The sequence below is a fragment of the Vibrio sp. RW genome, assembly GCF_027587105.1.
GTDB lineage: Bacteria > Pseudomonadota > Gammaproteobacteria > Enterobacterales > Vibrionaceae > Vibrio > Vibrio toranzoniae.
Genome location: NZ_JAPPTM010000030.1, coordinates 1 through 20,134, shown reverse-complemented (window position 1 = coordinate 20,134; position 20,134 = coordinate 1). Strand labels below are relative to the sequence as shown.

Sequence of the window (20,134 nt, the reverse complement as noted above, 5' to 3'; positions counted from 1 at the left end):
ATTGACAATTGACGTTCAGCAATCAGAAGTGAGCAGCGTGAATATGAATACTGCGATAAAAGATCTCATCTTAAGTACAAATACGAAAACTCGTGTGAGCGATAAAGAAAGCACCAAGTCAGAAAACCTGACGGAATACCTCGTTGAGGCGATTGTTAACGGTGAATTATCTCCGGGCAGTAAGATCTCGGAACCCGAGCTGGCTAAACGCTTTGAGGTAAGCCGAGGCCCATTGCGTGAAGCGATAATGCGGGTTGAAGGGCTAGGGCTTATTGAGCGCATTCCTCATGTCGGAGCGCGAGTGATTACATTCTCAGCCGACACACTGCTTGAGCTTTACGCGGTTCGAGAAGCATTAGAAGGTATGGCTGCGCGACTCGCAGCACGACACATCACACAAGAAGAACTTCTCGGGCTTGAAGGGTTACTGTCGACACACTCTCAGCATATCGATGAAGTAGAGGGCTCTTCCTATTTCCACCAACACGGTGATTTCGATTTCCATTATCGAATCATTAAAGCCAGCCGCAACAGCAAACTCATTTCTCTACTTTGTGATGAGCTTTATCACTTATTACGCATGTATCGCTACCAATCGCCTAGAGCACAGTCTCGCCCAAAAGAGGCGCTTGATGAACATAAATATATCCTACAAGCAATCCGCAACCGTGATGAAGAGCTGGCAGAAATGCTGATGCGTCGACATATCTCCGGTAGTCGACTGCTTATCGAACAACAAATTCAATCCAAAGATATGGATTAACAGGCTTACAAATACACAATTAACAGGGAGCGTCATTATGAAGTTATCAGCAGGAGCAAAGTTCCGACAAGCTGTGCAAGACAATGATCCACTGCAGATCGTCGGCACGGTGAATCCGTACTGCGCGATGATGGCAAAGAACTTGGGTCATCAGGCCATTTATTTGTCTGGTGGAGGTATTGCCAATGCGTCTTACGGTTTGCCTGATTTAGGCATCACCACACTAAACGATGTGTTGGTGGATGTTGAACGTATTACCAATGCGTGTGATTTGCCCTTGCTGGTGGATATCGACACGGGTTTCGGTGGCGCGTTCAATATCTCACGTACGATTCGCGCGATGGAGAAAGCAGGCGCAGCGGCAATTCACATGGAAGACCAAGTGGCACAGAAACGCTGTGGTCATCGTCCTAATAAAGCGATCGTTAGCCAACAAGAGATGGTCGATCGAGTAAAAGCCGCAACCGATGCGAGAACCGATGAGAGCTTTGTGATTATGGCTCGTACCGATGCACTGGCGGTTGAAGGCATAGATAGTGCGATTGAACGCGCGATTGCGTGTGTTGAAGCGGGTGCGGACATGATTTTCCCTGAAGCGATGAACCAACTCGACCAATACGTGAAGTTCTCGACGGCGCTGAAATCAGCGACGGGTAAGCACGTGCCTATTCTCGCAAACATCACTGAATTCGGGCAAACACCACTTTACAACTGCAAAGAACTAGCGCAATCGAGTGTCGACATGGTGCTTTATCCACTCAGTGCATTCCGTGCGATGAACAAAGCCGCGGAGAATGTTTATAAACACTTGTTAGTTGAAGGTAATCAAGAAGCACTGCTGGATTCCATGCAAACTCGTAAAGAGCTTTATGAATACCTGAATTACCACGATTACGAGAACAAGCTTGATCAGCTGTTTTCGAGTGACGAATAAATCCAATTTCAATTAATAAGAGTCAACCTAATCCAATAACGTGAAATGGTTAGTCGCCACATCGGGTCCGTGAAATCGAGTGAGATAGTCGTGGTCATCGAATACAAATAGTCAGCACCAAAGAGTGCAGGGCGGCTAACCCAGAGAAGGAGTTCATCATGTCTGTATCTTTGAGTGATAAAGCAACTGTCGATAATGCTTCAACAGTAAACCAACAAGAGAGTACCAAACCGTCTAGCGCACCGGCGATTGGCGGTGCTGGTTTGCGTGGCCAGAGTGTTGGAACTACGGCGCTGTGTACGGTAGGAAAATCAGGAACAGGTTTAACTTACCGTGGCTATGATATTACCGACCTTGCTAACCATGCTCAATTTGAAGAAGTGGCACATCTGCTATTAAGAGGCCATTTGCCCAGTGAAAAAGAGCTAGACGATTACCAAACATTGTTGGTTGGTCTACGCGGCTTGCCTCAACCGTTGAAAATAGCATTAGAGCTTATCCCAGCAGACGCTCACCCTATGGATGTGATGAGAACAGGCTGTTCAATGTTGGGCAACTTAGAGCAAGAATCAGACTTCTCTGAGCAGCTATCGGCAACAGAACGTATGCTTGCGCTTTTCCCTGCCATTATTTGCTATTGGTATCGCTTCAGTCACGATGGCGTTCGAATTGATACTGAAGATAAAAGCGAAGCGTGCTTGGGCGGCTACTTCTTGAAGATGCTAACGGATAAAGCGCCTAGTGAACTGCACAAGAAGGTGATGCACTGCTCGCTCACTCTTTACGCGGAACATGAGTTTAATGCTTCAACCTTTGCTGCTCGTGTGTGTGCATCAACACTGTCGGATATTCATTCGTGTGTAACAGCAGCAATTGGCACATTAAGAGGACCTCTACATGGTGGCGCGAATGAAGCGGCAATGGAAATGATACAAGATTGGAAAAGCGCCGATGAAGCTGAAGCGAACATCATGAAGATGCTTGCTAACAAAGACAAAATCATGGGCTTCGGGCATGCCATTTATCGTGAGAGTGACCCACGAAACGCACTAATCAAACGCTGGTCGAAAGAACTTGCTCAAGAAGTGGGCGATGAGCAGCTCTACGCGGTATCTGAGCGCGTTGAAGCGGTCATGAAGCGTGAGAAAGGCCTGTTCTGTAATGCGGATTTCTTCCATGCCTCTGCCTATCACTTCATGGATATCCCAACCAAACTGTTTACGCCTATCTTTGTGATGAGTCGCCTTACCGGTTGGACGGCGCATGTGTTCGAGCAAAGAGAAAACAATCGCATTATTCGCCCAAGTGCAGACTACACCGGGCCAGAGCATAAAAACTGGCTACCTATTCATTTACGTTAACCCTTCTGTCTCAAGGCGACTCATATATCGAGTTGTCCTTGAGATCTAATGAATAGAATTTTAGATAATGGTGGATGTATGCCTGATATGAAAATTGATAAAAAACAGAGTCTTGAGCAGAGTGTAGGCGTTAAAAATAGCCAATACAGAAAGGTTTTACCGGGAACTGGCTTGGAATATTTCGACGCCCGTGAAGCGGTAGATGCGATATCTCCGGGCAGCTATAAAACCTTGCCTTATACGTCGAGAGTATTGGCGGAGCAATTGGTAAGACGCTGTGACCCAGTTGCTCTTGAAGACAGCTTGAAGCAGATCATTGAGCGTAAGAGCGACTTAGACTTTCCTTGGTATCCAGCACGTGTCGTGTGCCATGACATTCTGGGTCAAACCGCTTTGGTTGATTTAGCTGGATTAAGAGACGCGATTGCCGACCAAGGCGGAGACCCCGCCAAGGTGAACCCCGTTGTTGAAACTCAACTGATTGTTGATCACTCTCTGGCAGTGGAACACGCAGGCTTTGATAGCGAAGCCTTTGACAAAAACCGCGCCATTGAAGAGCGTCGAAACGAAGACCGTTTTCATTTTATTGAATGGTGTAAAACCGCATTTAAAAACGTCAGTGTGATTCCAGCAGGTAACGGAATCATGCACCAGATTAACTTGGAGAAAATGTCTCCGGTTATTCAATCTAAAGAGGGCATTGCGTTCCCAGATACCTGTGTTGGTACTGATAGCCACACTCCTCACGTTGATGCGTTGGGTGTTATTGCGATTGGAGTGGGCGGATTGGAAGCCGAGACGGTAATGCTAGGTCGTCCGTCGATGATGCGTTTACCAGGTATTGTGGGCGTTAAGCTAACGGGTCAGAGACAAGAAGGTATTACGGCGACTGATATTGTGCTTGCGATTACAGAGTTTCTTCGCAATGAAAGGGTGGTTTCAAGCTACTTAGAGTTCTTTGGTGAAGGCGCACGTGCACTGACCATTGGTGATCGTGCGACTATCTCAAACATGACACCTGAATACGGCGCGACGGCAGGTATGTTCTATATAGATGAACAGACCATTCAATACCTAAAGCTGACAGGCCGAGATCCTGAACAGGTTGAATTAGTTGAGCTTTATGCTAAGCAAACCGGACTGTGGGCGGATGATCTCGATTCGGCTCAATATGAGCGTGTACTCGAGTTTGATTTGTCGAAAGTTGAGCGAAACCTCGCGGGGCCTTCGAACCCTCATCGACGCCTGCCAACCAGCGAACTTGCCCAGCAAGGCATCAGTCAAGCATCTTGGAAAGAGCAGCATGCTAAGCAGTACAGCGACGAGCAAATGCCTGATGGTGCGGTGATCATCGCAGCCATTACCTCTTGTACTAACACCAGTAATCCAAGAAATGTCGTTGCCGCGGCTTTAGTGGCTAAGAAAGCCAATCAGCTTGGATTAGTTCGTAAGCCTTGGGTGAAAACGTCATTCGCTCCAGGCTCAAAAGTCGCCAAGTTATATCTCGAATCGGCAGGTTTGCTTCCTGAACTGGAACAATTAGGCTTCGGTATCGTCGGCTATGCGTGCACTACCTGTAACGGAATGAGTGGGGCGTTGGATCCTAAAATCCAACAAGAGATCATCGACCGCGACTTGTATTCAACCGCCGTGTTATCTGGGAACCGAAATTTCGATGGTCGAATCCATCCTTATGCAAAACAAGCGTTTTTAGCCTCACCGCCATTGGTGGTTGCTTATGCTTTAGCGGGTACGATTCGCTTTGATATTGAGAAAGACAGCCTAGGTATAGGCAACAATGGCAAGCCAATCTACTTAAGTGATTTATGGCCAAGCGATGCAGAGATCGATGCCGTTGTTGGTGAGCATGTTAAGCCTCAGCAATTCCAACAAATCTACGTGAAAATGTTCCAGCCAGACGAGGGTCAGGTAACTACTGAACCGCTTTATGACTGGCGACCTCAAAGTACCTACATTCGAAGACCGCCTTATTGGGAAGGTGCACTCGCAGGGGAGCGAAGCCTTTCTAGTATGAGACCGTTAGCGATCTTAGGCGACAACATCACCACCGATCACTTATCTCCTTCAAATGCGATTCTCGCTTCGAGCGCGGCGGGGGAATACCTCACAAAAATGCTAGTGCCGGAAGAGGATTTTAACTCTTACGCGACCCACCGAGGTGACCACTTAACCGCGCAACGAGCGACGTTCGCCAACCCGAAGCTGTTTAATGAAATGGTGAAGGACGCTGGAGAAGTCGTGCAAGGTTCATTAGCACGAGTTGAGCCGGAAGGACAGGTTACTCGCATGTGGGAAGCGATAGAAACCTACATGAACCGTAAACAACCTTTGATTGTTGTTGCTGGCGCAGACTATGGACAAGGTTCATCACGCGACTGGGCGGCTAAAGGCGTGCGCTTAGCGGGTGTTGAAGTGATTGTTGCTGAAGGCTTTGAGCGAATCCACAGAACCAACTTAGTGGGTATGGGCGTTTTGCCGTTGCAATTCAAAGCAGGAACGGATCGCAACACCTTAGAACTCGATGGCACCGAGCTTTACGATGTGTATGGCGACATCCAAGCGGGTTCTGACTTGGCTCTAGTAATCACTCGCAAAAACGGTGAGAAACTCGATGTGCCAGTAACCTGCCGACTAGACACGGCAGACGAAGTGAGTGTGTATAGCGCTGGTGGCGTATTACAACGCTTTGCCAAAGACTTTCTCGCCCAATAGGAGCCTGTGATGAACGCTAAACAGATAAAAGTCCCGGCAACTTATATGCGTGGAGGAACCAGTAAAGGTGTCTTTTTCAATTTAGAAGAGTTGCCTGAAGTTGCGCAAGTCGCCGGAGAAGCACGAGACACATTACTTCTGCGTGTGATTGGCAGCCCAGATCCTTATGGTAAGCAAACTGATGGTATGGGCGGTGCGACGTCCAGCACCAGCAAAACTGTCATCGTGTCGAAGAGTGGTAAAGCCGGTCACGATGTTGATTATCTCTTTGGTCAAGTGGCGATAGACAAGCCATTTGTCGATTGGAGCGGCAACTGCGGGAACTTGTCTGCAGCGGTTGGCCCGTTTGCTATTCATAGTGGCTTAGTCGACTCGAATCGCATTCCAGAAAACGGTGTGGTCGAAGTGCGAGTATGGCAAGTGAATATAGAGAAAACCATTATTGTTCATGTGCCTATCGTAGATGGTCAAGTTCAAGAGTTGGGCGATTTCGAACTCGATGGTGTCACTTTCCCAGCAGCTGAAATCCAAGTTGATTTTCTTGATCCAGCCGATGCGAGTGGTTCAATGTTTCCGACAGGGAATGTGGTCGATTTCTTAGATGTTCCAGAGCTAGGTTGCATCAAAGCGACATACATCAATGCAGGAATCCCAACCATTTTTGTTGATGCGGAATCGGTCGGATATCAAGGCACTGAGCTTCAATCGGATATCAATAGTGATGCAAAAGCCTTGGCACTGTTTGAATCCATCCGAGCGCATGGCGCCGTTGCGATGGGGCTTATTGATTCGTTAGAACAAGCTGAATCTCGCCAACACACACCTAAAGTCGCCTTTGTTGCTAAGCCACAATCGTATCGAGCCTCAAGTGGTAAACCTATTTCAGCTGACGATACCGACCTCCTGGTGCGTGCTTTGTCTATGGGGCAACTGCATCACGCCATGATGGGCACAGCAGCGGTTGCGATTGCTTCAGCCGCAAGTGTCCCGGGGACTTTAGTGAATTTAGCGGCGGGAGGGAGCTCTCGTGACTTTGTGACCTTTGGTCATCCATCAGGAACCTTGACGGTGGGTGCTAAAGCTTTGCAGACCGAAAGCGGTTGGAAAATAGAAAGGGCGATCATGAGCCGTAGTGCCCGAGTGATTATGGAAGGTGCCATTCGTGTGCCTTTTCCCAAGTAAAGCGATTGTCGTGAGCGGTTAAATGTTCCGAAAACAACGCTGAGAAAAGAGTGCAACCAAGTGCTACTGCCAAAGGCTAGCCGCTTGGGAAATGGATAAATCATGGAGGAGGCACTATGTCTGCTACGAATCGAATGACTAGAAAAACGGATTACATCACCGAGTATCAATGGGCGAGGGAAGACCCAAATTCATTTTGGGAAACACAATCACAAGCCATTGATTGGTTTGAGTCTCCAAAAACGATATTACAAACTGACGATAACGGTATTGAACGCTGGTTTCCTGATGGGGTGATGAATACTTGTTGGTTGGCGTTGGATTATCATTGTGAAAATGGCCGTGGTGATAAGGTTGCGCTGATCTATGATTCGCCAGTCACGGGTATCAAGTCGTCCTATACCTATAATGAACTTCGCGTTCAAGTGGCTAAGACCGCTGGTATGTTGGCACAACAGGGCGTAACCAAAGGCGATCGTGTGGTTATCTACATGCCAATGATTCCTGAAGCAGCCATGGCAATGCTAGCCTGTGCACGACTAGGCGCTGTGCACTCTGTGGTGTTCGGCGGATTTGCTCCGCATGAGCTTGCGGTTCGAATTGAAGATGCCGAACCCAAAGTCTTGATTACCGCCTCATGTGGTATCGAAATCAACAAGGTTCTACCTTATAAACCGATGGTTGACCGCGCGATCATGGACAGCCGTTGGAAGCCTGAAAAAGTCGTAGTTTTTCAAAGAGAGCAATGCCTTGCAGAGTTAAACAAAGAGCGTGATTTGCATTGGCAACAAGCGGTGGCTGGTATTGAGCCTCATGAGTGTGTGCCTGTTTTGGCAACCGACCCGTTATATATCCTCTATACCTCGGGTACGACAGGGAAGCCGAAAGGGGTTGTCCGCGATAATGGCGGCCACGCGGTCGCGATGAAATACTCGATGAGTACTATCTATGATATGCCGCAAGATGGTGTGTTTTGGGCGGCTTCCGATGTGGGTTGGGTGGTTGGGCATTCTTATATTGTGTACGCACCACTGATTCATGGCTGTACCACGATTCTGTTTGAAGGCAAGCCAGTCAGAACACCAGATCCCGGCGCATTCTGGCGTGTGTGTGAAGAATACAACGTCGACGTGTTATTTTCTGCGCCAACCGCATTTAGAGCGATTAAGAAGGAAGACCCAGAAGGTGAGTTGCTCATCAAGTATGACTTGTCATCACTGAAGTCGATCTTTATGGCTGGCGAACGCTTAGATCCGCCAACATTAGATTGGGTTGAATCTCATACCAGCAAACCGGTTATTGACCATTGGTGGCAAACCGAGACGGGTTGGGCTATCTCAGCTAACCTTATAGGACTTGAGTCTTTGCCTGTGAAAGCGGGCTCTTCAACTAAACCTGTACCGGGCTATCAAGTCGAAATCCTCAATGAATTGGGTGAGCCTGCACAAGCTAACCAACAAGGTTTCGTTGCACTCAAACGACCGCTTCCACCTGGCTGTTTACCGACGGTATGGCGCAATCATGATAGGTTTGAATCCGGCTATCTGAGTCAATTCCCGGGGTATTATGTGTCGGGTGACGGTGGTTATCTTGATGAAGATGGTTACCTATTTATTATGGGTCGTATTGATGATGTGATAAATGTGCCGTTCAAACAATGAATTAATTCAATCACTTGTATAGATATTGACTGCAAGTAAACTAGACTTAATTTAAATACTAATTTGGTTTGAGAAGCGTACTCGTCATGAATGTCACCCTAAGGGCAGCAAAGCACACCGATCTAGAGCAACTTAATGAGTTGATGTTTGATCTTCACCAACATCATCATATTGCGTGTCCTGAGCATTTTAAAACGGCTGAAGAAATAGAGCTGGAAAAGAGTATCGCACGATATTTGGATAACCCTGAATGCTTGGTGTACGTGGCATTAAAAGGAGAACTGATTATTGGTTTTATCTCGGGGCATTTTTGTGAGCTTATCTCAACGGTGAGTAAACCGGTACAGATGGGCAGTGTCGACGAGCTTTTTGTTTTGCCAGAATATCGTAAACTGAAGGTGGCGAAAATGCTATTTAGTCGTGTTGAGTCGACTTTTGAGGATTATGGCGTGACGCAGGTTTTTGTCGAGGTTTGGGATTTTAATTCACCTGCCAAGGATTTCTATCAAAAAATGGGGTTCACTCCTCATATTCAATGGATGAGAAAGTCTTTGCACGAAACATAGACAGCAGTCTTCGTTGTGTTTGATTACACTAGAGTATTCTGTATTTGCAGCTTTTATTTTTAGGTAAACTTGTTGGTTATTCGATATTTATTAGTTCTTATTCTTTCTCTTTTGAGTACTACTTCCGCTTGGGCAAGCAACACCTTGCCTGATCATGTCGCGGGCGCCTTGTGTGTAGTGCGTGCTGATAACCAAATAGTGTTGGTTGATGAACTGATCACAGGTCAATTATCTCTGCCGGGTGGCACTGTTGTTTCTGGTGAGCCGCCAGCTATCGCAGCGCAACGTGAAACTTGGGAAGAGGCCGGTTTGTCCGTTACTGTTGGTGATGTGCTGGGTTACACTGATAGCGCCGTTGTGTTTGACTGTGTCTCTGACTCTGAAGTGATCAGTTATCAAGCGCGAAATGATCTAGGTGGCTTTGAACTTCCTATCTGGTTTGCTCCTCACTATGGAGTGGAGGTTAGCAGAGCGATGTTGCTTCCTCCTATAGAGTTGGAAGCAAATCAATACCGTTACCCAGAACAGTGGTCTGAGATTAACGAGCTGTTTCTTTCCGCGACTGATCAGCCAGTGACTTATGTGACTGAGCTAGTGGGCGCTGCGCCGAAAGTTCACCAAGTTGAACTGAACTGGATTGTTTCACTTCAAAACACGTTCGATAATTTGCCGAGTGTGTTTTCTAGTACGGCACTTTTGACTGACTTACTCGTAAAGCCCTGGGTTTTCATCATTATCCTGCCGTTGATAGCTTGGTATTTTGGCCGTAATTTTGCGTTGAAGTTTGGTTTCACGTTGATATCAGTAACACTGCTTACTTTAATTGCGCACCAAGGCTTTGGTTTCCCACCTCCGCACGCCTATTTACCAACATTGAAACTGGTGATGAGCAGTGGGTATAGTTTTCCAAGTTTGTTAGCTGCCCTATGGGTCAGTTTAAGCTTATTAGTATTTTGGAAACTAAAGTGTTTGTTTGAACAAAAGTCGACAGTGATTGTGGTCGTTGGTCTACTTTGGATAATGCTGTTTAAGTCTTATTCAGGCAGTGCTTTCTTTAGTGATGTTTTGATTGGCGGCGTATTGGGAGCATTAACAACGTGGCATGTTGTGAGATTAGACGCGAAACCTGATGTTGATATTAGTGTGTTATTGAGCTCTAAAGGTGTTTGGTGGGGCTTATGCCTGTTATCAATCGTACTTACGGTTATCTGGCCATTACCAACATTCTCATTCTGGGTGGCGATTTTGATGACGATTGCTTGCCTTGTAACATTAACAGACTCAAAACCTTTGGTCGGTCAGTTCTCATTTACGGTCGTGATTGGGGTCATTGTGATGCTACTTGCTGGTAACTTGCTGATCAGTTGGGCTGGGAGCTTTGTTTCTTTTAGTGGTATCGCTTCTTTTATTGTTGAGACGTTACGTTTCCCAACCTTGATTTTATTTGGTGTAGTCGCGTTTCGTCTGCCTTGGGCTCGGAAATAGTTAAGCCACTCTTGTTAAATAAAAGAAGGCTGTGCATTGCACAGCCTTCTTTATCTCAAGATATTTTAGGGCGAGATAGATAAAGCCTAAGGGTTTATCTAACGTTTACGAGTTGAAGATAAACTTTTCAATCGCGACGGCTACACCGTGGTCGTCATTGCTTGCTGTTATGTAGTCAGCTAACTTCTTGGTTTCTTCCATTGCGTTATCCATTGCAATGCCAAGGCCAGCAAAATTAAGCATGTGATGATCGTTCTCTGCATCACCCATACAGATCACTTCTTCTGCTTTAATACCCAAGTGCTTAGCAATGGCTTCAATACCTACACCCTTGTTCGAATTTGGGTTTAAGAACTCTAAGAAGAAGGGGGCACTTTGCACGATAGTGAATTGACTCTTAAGCTGCTGAGGTAAATTGCTTATGATTCCAGTTAATTTTGTTGGTTCAGCTACAATCATAGTTTTTATAATTTCATGATCGTCTTCCAGTTGAGAGAAATCGAGTTCGGTTATGTCTAAGCCGTTAATACGCGCTTCAATACTTGTGTACTCATTATTCTCTGGAGTAATCAAACCATGAACCTTGCTGAAAGCATGAACATAGCCACCAAGTTGTTCAGCTAATACCGCGACCTCTTTCGCTGCTTTACCATTACTGATCTCGCTATGGATGAGCTCTTTTGTCGAGACGTTCTGAACCATACAGCCATTGTAGAAGAGTACAAAGTCATCGTCGCCGTTGATTGAAAGTTCATCTAACTTGCTTTGCATGCCTTCTAAAGGGCGACCAGAAGCGAGAACCACTTTCACACCTGCAGCGCGAGCTTTGGCGATCGCGTCTTTGTTCTCTTGAGAAATCACTTTTTCACTGTTGAGTAGTGTGCCATCCATATCAAGAGCAATCAGTTTGTACATGTTGTTCCTTATTAAAAATTAAAGCTTAACGAAACCTAATGAACGAAAGGATAAGGGAACTTGAAACTTCAGGCTAGGGGTTTGAGCAACTCATTTATCGCTATTCATTTGTTTGACCAAAACGAGTAAGTGCTTTAAGGTCTGCGGTTGATTAATTTCATCAAATAATAAAGCAGAGGGAAAGTTGTACAAGATTAATGAAATGTTTGAAACCATCCAGGGTGAGGGCATGTTTACTGGCGTTCCCGCTGTTTTTGTTCGTCTGCAAGTTTGTCCTGTAGGCTGTTCTTGGTGCGATACCAAACAGACTTGGGACGCATTACCTAAAGATGAAACTAGTCTTGGTAACATCATGGTTAAAACAGAGGATTCACCAACTTGGTCAGCCATTGATGCTCAAGGAATCGTGAATGAATATATCAAGCAAGGTTACACTGCTAAGCACATTGTGATTACTGGTGGTGAGCCATGCATTTATGATCTTGTTCCTCTTACTGAAGCATTTGAGCAGCACGGTTGTCGCTGCCAGATTGAAACTAGCGGAACATCAGAAGTTAAAGCCACATCGGATACTTGGGTTACGGTGTCACCGAAGGTGGCGATGAAAGCGAAACTGGACATCCTAGATAGTGCCTTACTACGCGCTAACGAGATTAAACACCCAGTCGGCACAAGCAAAGACATCGAACAGCTTGATGCTTTATTGGAGCGAGTGGATGTTTCGAGCGATACCATTATCGCATTGCAACCAATCAGTCAAAAAGATCGCGCGACGCAACTCTGTATTGATACCTGCATTGAGCGGAATTGGCGCTTATCAATACAAACTCACAAATATTTGAGCATCGCGTAGGTTGTATTTTTACTGGGCAAGATAAGTCGCTAGTAGAAGGTTCTCGTAAGGATTTAATATGAAAAAAGCAGTGGTAGTATTCAGTGGCGGTCAAGACTCAACAACATGTCTTGTTCAAGCATTAAAAGAGTATGACGAAGTTCATGCGATTACATTTGATTATGGTCAGCGCCACCGACTAGAGATTGAAGTGGCTGAGTCATTGTCAAAAGAGCTTGGTGTTAAAGCGCACAAAGTGATGGATGTGACCTTGCTAAATGAGTTGGCGATCAGCTCTTTAACCCGTGATGACATCCCAGTGTCACATGAGCTACAAGAGAATGGGTTGCCAAACTCGTTCGTTCCTGGTCGTAATATTCTTTTCTTAACGCTGGCTGGTATTTATGCGTACCAAATCGGTGCTGAAACGGTGATTACTGGTGTATGTGAAACAGATTTCTCTGGTTATCCTGATTGCCGCAATGATTTTGTAAAAGCGATGAATTCTGCACTTGTACAAGGCATGGACAAGCAGCTTGATATCAAAACTCCATTAATGTGGCTGAACAAAGCTGAAACATGGGCGATGGCCGACCAGTATTCAGCACTTGATCTTGTTCGTAACAAAACCCTGACTTGCTACAACGGTATTATCGGTGATGGCTGTGGCGATTGTCCTGCGTGTGAATTACGTAAAGTAGGTCTTAATGATTACCTAGGTGACCGTGAAAGCATTATGGCTGAGTTGGTTCGTAAACAGACGGAGTATAAATAGCTTCAGGTAGATCAATCGGTTCGTTATAAGCATCAATGATGCCGTTTCGACCACCACTCTTTACTTGATATAGTGCTTGGTCAAGAACAGAGTAGAGCTCATCAAAGTCACTTAGTGCGTTTGAGGTTGCTAGATAAGCAAAACTCGCGGTTACATTAAGTGGCTTTTTGCTTTCTGACAGGAAGATACTGTTTGATATCGCATAATGCAGTTCTTCAACACGTTCGCGCACCTCAGAAGGCTTGATGTCGGTCAGCATGACAAGAAACTCTTCGCCGCCCAAGCGGCCAAATAACTCACCTTTGACTAAATGCTTTCTTATTTGATTACTCACATAAACGAGTGCTCTGTCACCTGTTGGGTGACCATATTCATCATTAATCTGCTTAAACTTATCTAGGTCGAGCAAAATAAGAACATGTTGATTATTTGTTCCTTGGCAACGTTTAATTTGCTTAATTCTGCATATTATCTCGGTTCGGTTATAGGCTTTTGTCATGCCATCAATAGTAGCCTTAGCTCGCATTGCTCTGTTTATTAACATGGTAAAGATTGCTGTGCATAGCAACACCACTACAATGATATTGTACACTCGCCGTTGATGTTCCATTTTTTCAATATAGAGTCGGTCTTGTCTCGTTTGATGCGTTAAGAGTGAGTGTTTTAATTCTTGGTCGTATCTGGCGTGAGTAAGATCGAGCGCTTCAAAAGCTAACCTGATGTCTGTATTTCGCGTTTCCATTTCTATAGCCGTGTATCGTTGATACAAATAGAAAGCCTGTTTGTAATCTTCGAGGGTTTGCTCAATATCAGATAATTGAAGAAGTGCTTGAGCAATATATTTGGGCCTTGTGACTTGTTCGGCTAATTCTAGCGCTTGCTCAGCATAATTAAGTGCTTCTGTTGTTAGTTGTTGTTCTTCGAACATGTCACTTATTGTAAGGTAAGCATTAATTCGAATGACATCATTATTGAGTTCATTGGATGCTAAAAGAGACTCGACTAGGTAGCTTTGGGCTAAATCATATTCTTTTGCTTGGGTATAGGCTTTTCCTAAACCTAAGTTTGCCATAGCGATGCCGTAGTTATGAGAAGATGCAACCAATAGTGTTTTTGCTTTTATAAAATGGTCGATTGCTAAACTGTTTTTTCTTTGGTTTAGGTATAGGTCAGCTAGGCTGTGATGAACTTGAGCTTTCATCAAATCAGAAGCATTAGCTCTTAGAGTCAACGCTTCCTCTAAGTACTGCGCCGACTTTTCGTATTGCTTCAGCTCTTTAAGTAAATTACCGACATCGTTATAGATTCCTGAAATATCATGCCCTTGTGGAAACACATTGATCAAAGATAGGTAGGTATTTAACGCAGCTTGATAATCACTACGGAAATGGTGGTTATTGGCGATGACGCGATAAGTAGTGAACTTAGGGAGTATAGGGTCTTCTATCTGATCCAAAGCATTTTTAAGTGCTGAGCAATAGTAGTTTGCTTGATGGTACTTAGCTTGCTCGTTTAACGAACGACATAACTGATACTTCAATAGCGCACGGCCAGTTTGGTCGTTCCGTGACTGCATTTTCGTCAGTAAGGTTAAAAAAATCTTTTGAGCTTGCTCATTTTCTCCTTGAGCATCCTTTGTAAGAGCTAAAATAAACGCTTCTTCAATGGCTTGATATTCCTTATCTTTGTTGTCCATACCATAAAATGGCTGACCTCTGTGCATCATATATTGATATAACAAGGATGATATGTAGAGCTTATCTCCAAAATGACTTAGGTTAGTGTAGCGCGTCTGGAGCATATTCAATGCACGTGCGGGTGAGTGCTTCAGAGTCGATAGATAAAGCGCATTCCAATCGGCATTGGGAGTCTCATGTAGATTGGAGGAGGGGATTGATGAATTATGTAGTTCATCTGCTGTTGATATTTGGCTATAAGAATAAACGCTAATGAAAAGCAGCAAGGCAATGAAAGTGGAGTGTATCACAAGGAACTATCAATCAAATAAAGAACGATATTCTATAATTAGTTTGATGTTGCTTCAATTTTTAAGGGGTGTCGGTGAGGGACTATGCGAGGTAAGTCTCTAACTTGTTGATATTTATTGAAGATAAATAGGCCGTACGCTCCCGTACGGCCTATAATGAAAATTAGATGTATAATTTCGCTAGGTCCGAAGGCTCTAGTTCTTTACCTTCTAAGCTTGCATTCCAGTTAGTACCAACAAGAACACCATCTTCAGCAAGAGTCAGTAACCAATCTTCCACAAAAATATCAAGTGGAATTTCTAGTACTTCAAAGTCAGCCCACTCTTCTACATTATGAGCGAGAGCATCTTCTTTTGATGACCAAAATGGCATAACTTCGCTAGTTTCGAATTCAGTTGAGTCACATGCTAGCCAACCTTCTTCATTGCGAAGGCCCCATACAAGTTTTGTCTCTTGTGTTTCTGAAACGAAAAGTTCTAGGTTTGCTTGAGTATCAGCTGTTAGTTTGCTCATGGATTAATTCTCTATGTTGATAACGTGGCAAGATTAACATTATAGAAGGCTTAGGTACATGCTATTCAAGGAATTATAAGAAAACTGAAACGTTACCTTATATAACGTTTCAGCTTAGATACCGCGGGTTGTGACTACCTTCCAAGTTTTGTGAAGATATGCCATTCTTCTTTAATATTGCCTTTAAATCCAGCAACGGAAGCAACGACTTTTCGGTTTAATGCGTGGCTGATTTTGGTCCCCTCGCTATCGAAAACGGTATCCCCATAACCAATAATAGTCACTCTAGATGGTTGAATACCGTTGCTGATTAGAGCTCGTCTCACATTTGATGCTCGTTTTTTAGATAGCTCTAAGTTATGAGCCGAATTTCCGACTTTGCTGGCGTAACCTTGCAGGCGGATAGTGGTACTTTCATAACGCTTTAAAAACGCTGCCATTTGACGGATTTGACCAAGGAAAACAGGATTAATTTCTGTTGAGTTGTTGGCAAATAATATATGAAGTTCTTTCTCCTCCGTAGACTCGAAATAAGAGCCACAGCCATCATTATCTATCTCTGCGCCAATTTGTGTATCAATACATAAATCACGGGCGTTGATAACACCATCGTTGTCATCGTCTTCTAGATCATAACTTTGCACGCTCTCTGGGAGCGCTCGATATTCGAACTCTTCATCGTTTGTGTCAGCTAAAATGTTGGCGGAAGCAACAAATAGACAGAGCGGAAGTACAGCTTTTAGTAGCTTCATTAATATTCTACCTTTTCATTCCATTCTTGGGGGATATCGACACGTAAACCTGTCAGCAAATTACCGGTCGCGTTCATGACCCGATATTTAGCATATTGTTCATCATACTTGGCATCTAAATAACCTTTACGAGCTTCAAAGAGTTCATTCTCAGTGTTAAGTAAATCGAGAAGTGTTCGTTTACCGATGCGGTATTGCTTCTCGTAAGAGATAACCGTATCTGATGCTGAGTCTACGTGGTCTGATAAGAACTCTTTTTGTTGTACGGTTAAATCCAGAGCGCTCCACGAGAGGCGTAAACTCTCTTCTACATTACGGTAAGTGCTCTCGCGAAGGTCTTTGGCCTTGTTGAGTTGGTAAGCTGCACTTTCTGCACGGTCTTGGTCTGAACCACCGTTATACAGGTTGTACCTTAAACGAACCATAGCAGAAAACTCATCGCTGCTACCTTCATTACCGCCAGCATCGTCACGCCAGGTTTGAGCTGCTTCAAAAGAAACGGTCGGGTAATTTGAGCTTTTAGACTGTTTATATTGGAACTTAGCTGAGTCCACATCGGCTTGTGCAATTTTGATAACAGGATGTTGGTTGAAAGCTTTCGCAAGAGCGCCATCTACGGTGTAAGGAATTGCTCCAGCGTCCGCTCGCGGAAACACTAAACCTAAAGGTGACTGTCCAACAATACGCTTAAACTGAGTATGTGTATCAAACAAATTATTTTGCGCTGCGAGTAAATTACCATGAGCTTTAGCAATACGAGCTTCTACTTGGGACATATCTGCTGTAGAGCCAATACCAGATTCGACACGTTTTTTAATGTCGCTGTAGATATCCTTGTGTGTTGCTAGGTTGTTTTCAGAAAGGGTGAGCACTTCATAAGCTTTCACAGCATCAAGGTATACTTTGGTTACCTCGAGAGCGATATCTTGGGCGTTGGAGAGTAATTGGTAACGAACAGATTCTGCATCAGCCGCGGTACGATCAATATCGTTGGAAGTATTTGCGCCATCCCAAATTAACTGAGTCAAAGTAATCGTCGCTTCCTTTCGAGTCAGATCTGTCGTGTTCTGGTTAGTGACGAGATCTGTGTGCTCATAGCCAATCCCACCATCCAAATCTATGCTCGGTCGATAAGCACCACCGGAAGCATCGTTTAGGTAACGTTTACTCACGTATTCGTTATACGCACTTTTAATTTCAGGATTCCCTTCTAGAGTAAACGCAACGGCTTGTTCTAAGGTTTGCGCTGCCGCCGGTAAGCTAATACTTATAGCTAATCCCAATGTTGTTTTTTGAAGCCAATTCAATTTACATCTCCCCACAATTAAGCTCACACCTAAGTCTTCAATTTCTGTCGTTATATATGAATTTTAGGTGAACCGCCAAAAAAACCACGTTCGCTAACCTAGTGAACGTAAATAGTTGTAAAAATGTTAACCGATTAATGCGCATTTTATGGTGTTATCGAGAGCATTAATCTTATGTGTTTAAACCTATTATTTATCGTAAACACAATAGCTTATATCGTTGATATGAGCACTTTGATTATTGTGCGATGTGATCACTGTCATTACCTTGTCACTTAGCTTGATAAATACTAGATTCATAACTAGGAATTATACGTTGTTAAGTGTTATATTTTAACTAATATTATAAATAAGATGTCATAAGTTTGACGTTGCTAATGAAAAGTGGGTTTTAGGGGATTATATGGACGTGACAGTATTGAATTTGGTTAGTGTACTTGCACTTGGTCAGCGCATTGTTATCTCACTCGATGGTACGATTCGAGTCCTACAAGATGGTGAGTCTCTACAACCAGGAGACGTAATTCTTGAGTCCCCAAATGAATCTCAGGTATCAGTAAAACGATTTTCACCTGAAGACGGCAGCGAAGTTGAGCTTGAACAAGACATCGCAAATATCTTTGCGGCTTTAGAGGAAGGTCAAGACCCAACTGAGCTAGGTGAAGAATTTGCGACTGAAGCTGGCCAAAGTGGTTCGAGTATAAGTATCAGTGCAACCATTGAGCGAGATGGTCAAGAAACTACCCCAGGTACCGAATTTGTAACAACGGGCTTTGAAGCGTTGGGTATGTCTCGTACTCAAAGCTTGAGTCTGCTAGATGCTTTCCGCTCGATTGAGCAACGCCTAGGCACAGACAACGAGACCATCGGTGATACAACAGCTCCAGATGCGCCAACACTGACACTTGATACGGACTCTGGATCAGCGGCGGATGACTTCTTAACCAATGACGGCAGCTTCACAGTCGGCGGCACAGAAGAGGGTGCGACAGTAGAATACCTCGTTGACGGAAACTGGACGACAACCGCACCAGTACCAACGGAAGGTGACAACACGATCACCGTTCGTCAAACCGACGCAGCGGGTAATACATCAGGCAGCAGCGAGCTGACGTTCACTCTTGATACACGAGCAGATGCGGGGACTGTGAATGTAGATGAGATTACATCAGATGATGTAATCACTGTTACTGAACAAGGGAAAATTATTGCTGTTACAGGCAGCGCTGTTGGTGGCGATATTCAGTCCGAAGATACTGTCACGGCAGAAATAAATGGTTCAATCTACACAACAACTGTTGGCGACAATGGAAGCTGGCAATTGAACGTTAGCGGTGAAGACTTAGCGGCAGATACTGCTTTTGATGTCTATGTTAGTTCTGAAGATGCCGCAGGTAATTCAGTTGAAAGTAAAGGTAGCTCGACGCATACCTTTGACCAGACATCAGTTAACGTCAATATCGACATAGACCCAATAACCGATGACTCTGTTATTAATGCAAAAGAAGTTGCGGACACAGTCACGATAACAGGCAGTGTGACTGGTGAAACATATGAATCGGCTATCGTGACATTAACCGTTGGCGGCGTTGAATATGCTGGAACCGTGACGGATGGTAAATATAGTATTGATGTGAACGGATCCGATTTGCAATTTGATTCTGATAGCGTCGTAGATGCAAAAGTCGACGTTGTTAATGCTGCCGGAAACATAGGCTCAGCGACTTCAACAGAGTTCTATTTGGTCGATACTTTTGCTAGAGGCACGATCTCAATTGATTCAATCACCGATGATAACGTGATTAATAAAAGCGAGAGTGAAAGTATAGTTATTTTAACTGGCTCAGTTGGGGGCGATGCGAGACCTGGAGATCAAGTTTCGGTAGTTGTGAATGGCGTAACTTACCTAACAACAGTTTTAAGTAACAAGTCTTGGAGTCTTGATGTTAAAGGTAGTGACTTAGCTGCGGATAGTTCAGTCACAGCAACGGTTACAGGTAATGATTGGGCTGGAAATGGGTTTAGTGGTTCTGCTTTTAAGGGGTATGAGGTTTCATCGGATCTACCGACCATCGACTTGACGACCGTAGGCGACGGCAACATCAGTGTTGACGAAGCAGACGAAGTGACCTTGTCAGGTACGACAACGAATGTCGAAGAGAATCAGACAGTCACCTTGACCGTGACCGACAGCCAAGGCAACACAGCCGAGTTCGAGGCGACCGTGAAAGCGGACGGTACGTTCAGCGTGGATGCGGACCTAAGTGCTACGGATCTGGTTGATGGCAACATCACCGTGAAAGCGGATGTGACAGATACAGAGGGCAACCCAGCGAGCGACACAGACAGTGCGAAACTGGATACCAC

15 protein-coding genes and 1 pseudogene are annotated in these 20,134 nt (G+C 44.7%); 11 read left to right on the top strand and 5 right to left on the bottom strand.

The genetic code is table 11. The annotated features are described in order from the left end of the window. Positions 1 to 43: 43 nt before the first annotated feature. The 8 genes and pseudogenes from OCT63_RS18470 to OCT63_RS18435 all read left to right on the top strand — a co-directional run bounded on the left by OCT63_RS18470 (position 44) and on the right by OCT63_RS18435 (position 10,685). Entirely contained in the window at positions 44 to 763 is a 720-nt protein-coding gene (locus OCT63_RS18470) for a GntR family transcriptional regulator (protein WP_269984281.1), read from the top strand. 37 nt (positions 764 to 800) lie between these two features. Further along, positions 801 to 1,697 carry a methylisocitrate lyase gene (gene prpB, locus OCT63_RS18465; protein ID WP_269984280.1) on the top strand — a complete coding sequence of 299 codons (897 nt, stop codon included), beginning with the start codon at positions 801 to 803 and terminating at the stop codon, positions 1,695 to 1,697. Positions 1,698 to 1,855: 158 nt separating this feature from the next. Continuing rightward, a complete protein-coding gene (gene prpC / locus OCT63_RS18460; protein ID WP_269984279.1) occupies positions 1,856 to 3,058 on the top strand; it encodes a bifunctional 2-methylcitrate synthase/citrate synthase in 1,203 nt (400 codons plus the stop codon). A gap of 87 nt (positions 3,059 to 3,145) precedes the next feature. Beyond that, the gene (gene acnD / locus OCT63_RS18455) at positions 3,146 to 5,791 is read left to right on the top strand and encodes a Fe/S-dependent 2-methylisocitrate dehydratase AcnD (RefSeq protein ID WP_443088555.1); all 2,646 of its coding nucleotides are present in this window, start codon (positions 3,146 to 3,148) and stop codon (positions 5,789 to 5,791) included. Positions 5,792 to 5,800: 9 nt separating this feature from the next. After that, positions 5,801 to 6,973, top strand: coding sequence for a 2-methylaconitate cis-trans isomerase PrpF (gene prpF, locus OCT63_RS18450; RefSeq protein WP_269984277.1), 1,173 nt, complete (start codon positions 5,801 to 5,803; stop codon positions 6,971 to 6,973). 116 nt (positions 6,974 to 7,089) lie between these two features. Beyond that, positions 7,090 to 8,619: pseudogene (locus tag OCT63_RS18445) on the top strand (AMP-binding protein); the annotation flags it as partial. Positions 8,620 to 8,720: 101 nt separating this feature from the next. Beyond that, the gene (locus OCT63_RS18440; protein WP_060467595.1) at positions 8,721 to 9,200 is read left to right on the top strand and encodes a GNAT family N-acetyltransferase; all 480 of its coding nucleotides are present in this window, start codon (positions 8,721 to 8,723) and stop codon (positions 9,198 to 9,200) included. A gap of 72 nt (positions 9,201 to 9,272) precedes the next feature. Next, positions 9,273 to 10,685, top strand: coding sequence for a bifunctional NUDIX hydrolase/phosphatase PAP2 family protein (locus OCT63_RS18435; protein WP_269984276.1), 1,413 nt, complete (start codon positions 9,273 to 9,275; stop codon positions 10,683 to 10,685). A gap of 105 nt (positions 10,686 to 10,790) precedes the next feature. Here OCT63_RS18435 and OCT63_RS18430 read toward each other — a convergent pair whose 3' ends face one another. After that, entirely contained in the window at positions 10,791 to 11,600 is an 810-nt protein-coding gene (locus OCT63_RS18430) for a Cof-type HAD-IIB family hydrolase (protein ID WP_269984275.1), read from the bottom strand. 184 nt (positions 11,601 to 11,784) lie between these two features. Between OCT63_RS18430 and queE the strand changes: the two genes are divergently transcribed. Next, the gene (queE, locus tag OCT63_RS18425) at positions 11,785 to 12,453 is read left to right on the top strand and encodes a 7-carboxy-7-deazaguanine synthase QueE (RefSeq protein ID WP_333482697.1); all 669 of its coding nucleotides are present in this window, start codon (positions 11,785 to 11,787) and stop codon (positions 12,451 to 12,453) included. Between the two features lie 58 nt (positions 12,454 to 12,511). After that, positions 12,512 to 13,207, top strand: a complete 696-nt coding sequence (gene queC, locus OCT63_RS18420; RefSeq protein WP_161678296.1) for a 7-cyano-7-deazaguanine synthase QueC — start codon at positions 12,512 to 12,514, stop codon at positions 13,205 to 13,207. Here queC and OCT63_RS18415 read toward each other — a convergent pair. From OCT63_RS18415 to OCT63_RS18400, 4 genes are all read right to left on the bottom strand, one after another. Continuing rightward, a complete protein-coding gene (locus tag OCT63_RS18415) occupies positions 13,167 to 15,194 on the bottom strand; it encodes a tetratricopeptide repeat-containing diguanylate cyclase (RefSeq protein ID WP_269984273.1) in 2,028 nt (675 codons plus the stop codon). The two genes, queC and OCT63_RS18415, sit on opposite strands and share 41 nt — an antisense overlap. A gap of 163 nt (positions 15,195 to 15,357) precedes the next feature. After that, complete coding sequence (locus tag OCT63_RS18410; protein WP_017055260.1) at positions 15,358 to 15,708, bottom strand: DUF2750 domain-containing protein; 351 nt, start codon at positions 15,706 to 15,708, stop codon at positions 15,358 to 15,360. A gap of 134 nt (positions 15,709 to 15,842) precedes the next feature. Next, positions 15,843 to 16,460: an OmpA family protein gene (locus OCT63_RS18405; protein ID WP_161678298.1), complete on the bottom strand. Its 618-nt coding sequence runs from the start codon at positions 16,458 to 16,460 to the stop codon at positions 15,843 to 15,845. Next, complete coding sequence (locus OCT63_RS18400; RefSeq protein WP_060467611.1) at positions 16,460 to 17,725, bottom strand: TolC family outer membrane protein; 1,266 nt, start codon at positions 17,723 to 17,725, stop codon at positions 16,460 to 16,462. The genes OCT63_RS18405 and OCT63_RS18400 overlap by 1 nt, the downstream gene beginning before the upstream one ends. A gap of 445 nt (positions 17,726 to 18,170) precedes the next feature. On the opposite strand from OCT63_RS18400, the gene OCT63_RS18395 reads away from it, so the two are divergent. Further along, positions 18,171 to 20,134: Ig-like domain-containing protein (locus OCT63_RS18395; protein ID WP_269984272.1), on the top strand; the 1,964-nt coding region annotated here is incomplete at its 3' end.